Origin of the sequence: Hyphomonas sp. CACIAM 19H1, assembly GCF_003325995.1 — a bacterium.
Taxonomy (GTDB): domain Bacteria; phylum Pseudomonadota; class Alphaproteobacteria; order Caulobacterales; family Hyphomonadaceae; genus Hyphomonas; species Hyphomonas polymorpha.
Genome location: NZ_CP016437.1, coordinates 1241899 through 1248100 on the forward strand (window position 1 = coordinate 1241899; position 6202 = coordinate 1248100).

Consider the following 6202-nt stretch of genomic DNA (forward strand, 5'->3'; position numbering starts at 1 on the left):
CGGGTGGATTGGGCCCCCCGGGGAGGCCCGGTCTTCAGCTGCGTTCCTTGACCAGGCCGATCTCGCGCAGGCGCTCCATCAGGAAGTCCTGAGCGGTGATGGGAGGTTGTGCCTTGCCCCCTTCGGCGAGACAGCCGGGGAGGGCTTCAATCAGAAAATCCTGATTGAAATGAAGGAAGAAGGGCGTGGAGTAACGCGGGAACCGGGAGCGTTCGGGGGCCGGATTGACCACCCGGTGTGTGGTGGATGGCAGGATGCCGCCAGTGTAGCGCTGAAGCATGTCGCCGCAATTGATCACGAGCGCGCCGGGGGGCGGGTTGACCGCCAGCCAGGCACCAGAGCGGTGTTTCACTTCGAGACCGGCTTCCTCAGCGCCGAGGAGCAGGGTGATGACGTTGATGTCTTCATGTGCGCCAGCGCGGACCGAACCTTCCGGCGGCGGGTTCATCTGCGGGGGATAATGCAGCAGACGCAAAATGGAGTTACCGAAGTTAACCTTGTCGTCAAACCAGGTTTCCGGAAGGTTCAGATGCAGCGCGACACCTTTGAGGAGATCAGCGCCAAAATCATCCAGGGCGGCATAAAGGGCGCGGGTCGCCCGGTCGAAGTCTGCCACTTCGGCGACGCTGGGGGTATCCTTCATGGTGGTCCGGTAGGGCGAGCCGGGGGGAAGGTCGCGGCCGGTATGCCAGAACTCTTTCAGGTCGGCCTGTGCCTGGCCTTTGGCGTTTTCCGTGCCGAAGGGGGTGTAGCCGCGCTGGCGCCCGCCGGGAGCATCGTGATATTTTTCCTTCACATCCTCGGAGAGGGCGAAAAACGCCTTGGTGGCGGCAAGGTTTGCATCAATCACGGGCTGGGCCACGGGGTGGCCGGTGATGACGGCAAAGCCTGTTTCCCGGAAGGATTTTCCGAGCTTGTCCGCGAAGGCGGCCTTGTCGGTGTGCCACAGGGGGTAGGGGATGGGTTCGAAATATTGGGTCATGGAGAAAGTCTGCCAGAAGTAGCGCCGCGCCGATAGATGGCGGCCTGACGCGGGGGATTCCAGCCTCCCTCTACAGCTCCTTGATGCTTAACGAAATCTCAAACGCGCCATGGCATCTGTGACAGGTTGAGTACCCGCAGGGAGCGGCGCGAACCCATGTCCCCAGCCGATGCCGGCCAACCTGAAGCGCGGGCAGCGCAGCCGCGCTTGCGGCCACGCCTGGGCGCAGGGGATGTGTTGGTGCATCTGTGGAGGGCGAAATGGCTGATGCTGCTGGTGTTTCTGCCGCTGTTCGCGCTTGGCCTGTTTGCGGCGCTGATGCTGCCCGAACGCTATGTGGCGCAGGCGCGGGTATTGGTTTTTCCGCCAACCGAGCGCGCGGACGCGGAGAGCGCCGCCCGGTCCGAAATCGAGCTGATGCGCAGCCCGGTGGTGGCGCGCGGGGCACTTGAGAAGGTGACCCTGGCGCGGGCTTATCCGGCACTTGCCGCCCAATGCGGCCGGAAGGACTGCGCCCGTATCGGCGCGGACCTTCTGGCGGATAATCTTCAGACGGAAGTTTTACCGGGGGGAAGGGCCGTCAGGCTGCAATTTGGCCATGCTGATCCTGAAATGGCCGCGGTCCTGCTCAACGCCCTGACGCGCGCTTATCTCGATTATCGCCCGGCGGTGCTGGGGGAAGAGCCTGCCCTCAGTTTTGGCGCCCAACGTGAACGGTTTGAACGCGAGGTAGCCGACGCCGAAACGGCGATCCGGACCTATCTTGCGCAGAACGGTCTGACCGGGCTCGAAACCGAACGGAGCACACAGCAGCGCCTGTATGAGGCTGCGAGCCTCGAGTTGATGATGGCGGGGGCCCAGAAAGCGCAGCTTGAGGCAGAGCTGGCAAGCTATCGGCGGAAACTTGCCGGGCTGCCGGCCGACCAGGTGATGTATACGGAAGACACCGCCCAACAGCGCCTGCAGGAACTTTACGTTCAGCGCGAAGAGTTGCGGGCCCGGCTGGCGCCCAATGCCCTGGCGCTGCGCGATCTGGACAACCGTATCGAGAGGATCGAGGGACTGGTGGCGGCGCAGGGGGATACGGCGAGTGCTGCGCGCCGCGGGCCCGATCCGCTGTATCAGGAGGTTCGGTTGGCCATTGCGCGGCTTGAGGCAGAAGTCCAGGCGGCAGCCCGTCAGCAGGCGGAGCTGCATGCGCAGATCGCCAGCCTTGAGGCGCGGGATCAACACTTGCGGGAACTGGCACCAAGGTTGGCAGAATTGGTTCGCCGGCGGGATGTGGCGGCCGATGCGGCGCGCCAGTTTGGCGCCCGGGCCGCCGAAGCGCGGGCGCGCAGTGATCTTGCCCGGGAGGGCGCTGGAGATGTCCGCCTTGTAGAGAGCGCGGCGGTGCCAATGCAGGGGGAAAGTCTGCGGATTCCCGCTTCTTTCGCTGCGTTTCTCCTGGCGGCGCTGGCCGCGCTTGGCGCCGGCCTGGCGCATGCGTTCAGCCGCCGGGGCTTTGCCACGGCTGCCGCCCTGGAGCGGACAGTGGGACTGCCCGTGCTTGCCACCGTCCGTCCGCGCTGAGCGCCGGCGAGCGATTTTCCTAAAGACGCATTAACCATCGCATGCTAGCGCTCCTGCGAGAAGAAGCGAAGGCAAGTCATGCGCGATCTGCGGCAGGATCTTTCCGGCCTCTGGCAGGCCGCAACGCGGATCACCCCGCGCGCGGGTGGCCGCGTGCTGATGTTCATGTCGGCCCGGGAAGGGGAAGGCACGAGCAGTGTTGCGGCTTCCTTTGCCCTGATGGCCGCCGCCCGGGCTGCCCGCATGACGTGGCTGATTGATCTCGATCTGCGCGAGAACCCTCTTTATACGGCCTTTTCAAAAGGAGTTCTGAGTGGCGTGGGCCGGCCGGGGCATCCGCTGGATGCCTCCCTTGGAGTGGAGCAGATTTACTCTGTCTCCGGATCAGAAAAGGTGCCAGCCCTGACAAAGCTGCTGACAGCACATCAGATTGATGGTCTGCGCCTTCTGGTGACGCGCTTTCGGAATGAGCGGCTGTCGCCGGGGCACAGTGTGCGCATGCTGGCGGCGCCCGGCTGGTGGGAGGCGCTGCGGCGCAGTGCGGACTGGGCCATCATCGATGCGCCATCGCTTTCGCGTTCTGCGGCGGGGCTGATCTATGCGCCTTTGACCGATGGGGTGGTGCTGGTGGTGCAGGCCGAAACGGTGGGCGCAGACGAGGTGGAGGACCTGCGCGCCGCCGTTGAAGCGGCGGGGGGGAATGTGATCGGGATCGTCATGAACCGGTTGAAATCTGGCCGGGCACGTGCCGGTAATCAGCGAATGGGGGGTTGGCGGGCCTTTTGAGGCGCCGGGCAGGCCTGTGGAATTCCAGGCTGGCGGCCGGGGCTCCGGAGGGGACATGCCGTTTTCTGCTGCCTTATTGGGGCGTCTGGCGACTTTTCCGGCCCGATGGCGCCCAATCACCGCAATTCAGACTTGCCCCAATTCCCCCTCATCTATAGGGAATTCCGAGCGCTGGAGAGGTGGCCGAGTGGCTGAAGGCGCGCCCCTGCTAAGGGCGTATACGTTAACGCGTATCGAGGGTTCGAATCCCTTCCTCTCCGCCAGATTTTTCTTGTAACTCCTTGAAATAATTAAATATTTTTTGATATTTTGATGCTTACTTCTTGCGCTGGTGTCATTTCGCTACACATTTTGCTGCACATCCACTTCATCTGAAGCCGGGCGGTGTGTGGCGGAGTATTGGCGCCCGCCGAGAGTGCGTGACCAATGGGGAGTGGTGTTGGCCTAGAGCCGATGACGCCCGGTTCGCCATTTTTTGCGCGAGTGAGGGAAAGTCGCCCAAGTGCCTTCATCATCGCCTTTGGTGCCAAAATCTGCGCCGATGTCCAGAAAGAGATGGTCAGGTTTGCGCACGCCCCACCTGTTGGTAGGGTGCCCCTCGCGATACGGGGTGCCAGGACACCAGATCCATGGGACAGAAAAGGCATTCCATCCTCTCAGCCCGCTGGTGCACCCATTGCGGACTTCAAGAGTGAAACAGCCAGCTGACCGCAACACGCGGGGGCTCCGTATTGACTCCCGGCAACCCCGATCGATCATTCCGTAAGCAGATGAAGCAGGATCACTTCAGGTCTATCGCACGCGCGGCAGTGCCTCGGCCGCGTTGCGATATTTCTCCCTCATGGCCGGCTTCGATAATTTTCCTGTCGGCGTTCGGGGCAGCGGCTCGTGTTCAAGTGCCACATATCTCGGAACCTTGTAATCGGCGAGCCGGCTGTTGCAATGCGAGATCAGGGCAGGGACATCAATGTCCTGCCGCGTGTAGACCACGGCCAGCGGCGTTTCCCCGAATTTGGCATCCTTTGCCGCAATGACCATGCATTCTTCGATACCTGGGAATGTCAGGACCGCGCGTTCAACTTCGGCTGCGGAGATGTTGAGACCCCCGGAGATGATGAGATCCTTCATCCGGTCGATGAAGGTCAGGAGGCCGTCTTCATCCAGGACACCCAGATCGCCGGTATGGAGCCATTCGCCTTTCAGGACCTTGGCAGTTTCCTCCGGATTGTTCCAGTACTCGAGCATGTTGCCGGGGCCGCGCAGGATAATCTGACCGACCGTGCCGGGAGGAACCCGGTTACCGTTTTCGTCAATGATGCCGATCTCGTTGAAGAGCCCGCCCATTCCGCATTTCTGCGGCTGCACGCGGGCAAGATGCTCGGGCATGATAGTGCCATTGCCGCCGCATTCGGTCTGACCGTAGATCTGGCGCAGCACGATGCCTTTCTTCATCCACGTGTCCTGCAGGGCCTGCGTCACCGGCGCGCCGCCGCAGGTCGCCATGGTGATGCTTGAGAGGTCCGCATTTTCGAATTCGGGGAGTTTCGAGACGGCCTCGAAGAAGACTGGCACGGCGCCGAAGCCATTGATCTTCTTCTCTACCAGCGTCTTGAGGAATAGCGCCGGTTCAAAGGCGCTGAGGAAGTGGAGGGTACATCCGAGGATCGTGTAGTGTGTAAGCTGAACAAACCCCGCCGATGTATTGAGAGGTGCGGGAATGATCACGCGCGAGCCCCGGCCAAGGCTCTGTTCTTCGATGGCATGGGTGGCCACATAGCCGGTCATGCTGCGATGGGAGAATACGACCCCTTTGGGTTTGGCGGTTGAGCCACTTGTGGAAATGATCACCACCCTGTCATCGGGCTTCGGCTGATGAGCTATGATCGGGCGCTGGCCGTGTCTCAATTGGCCGATATGACTGATCTCGAGGGAAGCTGATGAGAGCCCCTCGATTTTGGCGAGGCGGTCTGCGTCGGCAAAGATGAAACGGGGGCCCGTGTCTTCTGCAATCTCGGCAAGTTCATGTGGGGTGTAGCGCATGTTCATGGGCAGGACGATGCCGCCTGCCCGCAGAATTCCCAGGATCAGCACACAGTATTCAAGGCTGTTGGCGGCGCAGATACCGACCCGGTCGCCTGGCTGGAGGCCGCGCTTGATAAGGTCGGCGGCGATGCGCTCCGACCAGTCCCGATATTCCAGATAGGTCACGCGGTCGTCGCCGAAATCCAGCGCCACCGCATCGGGCATGACCCGGGCCCACCAGTGAATGGCGTCATTGATTGTCTGCACTTTATCCTCCCGGCAGGCGTTTGGGGGCGCCCGTCAAAACCTATTGGCAATAGTTTAATGATTGCGGCGGCTCAGGCAATCCCCTTATATGCGGCGGGAAGCAGTTCTCCGGCGAGGGGATCCTGACAAAAACCCGCACAGGAGCAGAGGCCATGAACCTGTCCTTCACCCAAGAAGAAGAAGCCTTCCGCGAGCAGGTGCGGGATTTCCTTGCCGATCATCTCACCCCGTCGCTGCGCGCCTATGCGCGGCGCATGACGAGTGTGTATGCGACGAAGGAAGTGGCGCTGGAATGGCAGGCAATCCTGGTCAAGCAGGGCTGGGCGGCACCCTCCTGGCCGGTGGAATATGGCGGCACGGACTGGACGCCCGCCCAGCGCTACATCTTTGACGTGGAAATGGCCCGCGCGGGCGCCCCGCCGCTTTCCCCCATGGGCATCGGCATGTGTGGCCCCGCCCTGATCGGCCATGGCTCGAAGGCGCAGAAGGATTTTTACCTGCCGCGCATCCTTTCGGGAGAAGACTTCTGGTGCCAGGGTTATTCGGAGCCCCATGCTGGCTCGGACCTTGCCG

General features: G+C 62.2%; 5 protein-coding genes and 1 tRNA gene. 4 read left to right on the forward strand and 2 right to left on the reverse strand.

Going from position 1 to position 6202, the window contains the following annotated elements:
* Window positions 1-34: 34 nt before the first annotated feature.
* Window positions 35-982 (reverse strand): isopenicillin N synthase family oxygenase, encoded by a 948-nt coding sequence (locus BBF93_RS06015; RefSeq protein WP_035594613.1) that lies wholly within the window; start codon window positions 980-982, stop codon window positions 35-37.
* Window positions 983-1138: 156 nt separating this feature from the next.
* On the opposite strand from BBF93_RS06015, the gene BBF93_RS06020 reads away from it, so the two are divergent.
* The 3 genes from BBF93_RS06020 (at window position 1139) to BBF93_RS06030 (ending at window position 3603) form a co-directional block, all read left to right on the forward strand.
* Window positions 1139-2554, forward strand: coding sequence for a hypothetical protein (locus BBF93_RS06020; protein ID WP_114105308.1), 1416 nt, complete (start codon window positions 1139-1141; stop codon window positions 2552-2554).
* Window positions 2555-2632: 78 nt separating this feature from the next.
* A complete protein-coding gene (locus BBF93_RS06025; RefSeq protein WP_114105309.1) occupies window positions 2633-3340 on the forward strand; it encodes a hypothetical protein in 708 nt (235 codons plus the stop codon).
* 173 nt (window positions 3341-3513) lie between these two features.
* Window positions 3514-3603 (forward strand) — tRNA-Ser (locus BBF93_RS06030).
* 529 nt (window positions 3604-4132) lie between these two features.
* Here BBF93_RS06030 and BBF93_RS06035 read toward each other — a convergent pair.
* Window positions 4133-5629: a class I adenylate-forming enzyme family protein gene (locus tag BBF93_RS06035; protein ID WP_233349289.1), complete on the reverse strand. Its 1497-nt coding sequence runs from the start codon at window positions 5627-5629 to the stop codon at window positions 4133-4135.
* 152 nt (window positions 5630-5781) lie between these two features.
* On the opposite strand from BBF93_RS06035, the gene BBF93_RS06040 reads away from it, so the two are divergent.
* The coding region (locus tag BBF93_RS06040; protein ID WP_199288437.1) for an acyl-CoA dehydrogenase family protein at window positions 5782-6202 on the forward strand (421 nt) is incomplete at its 3' end.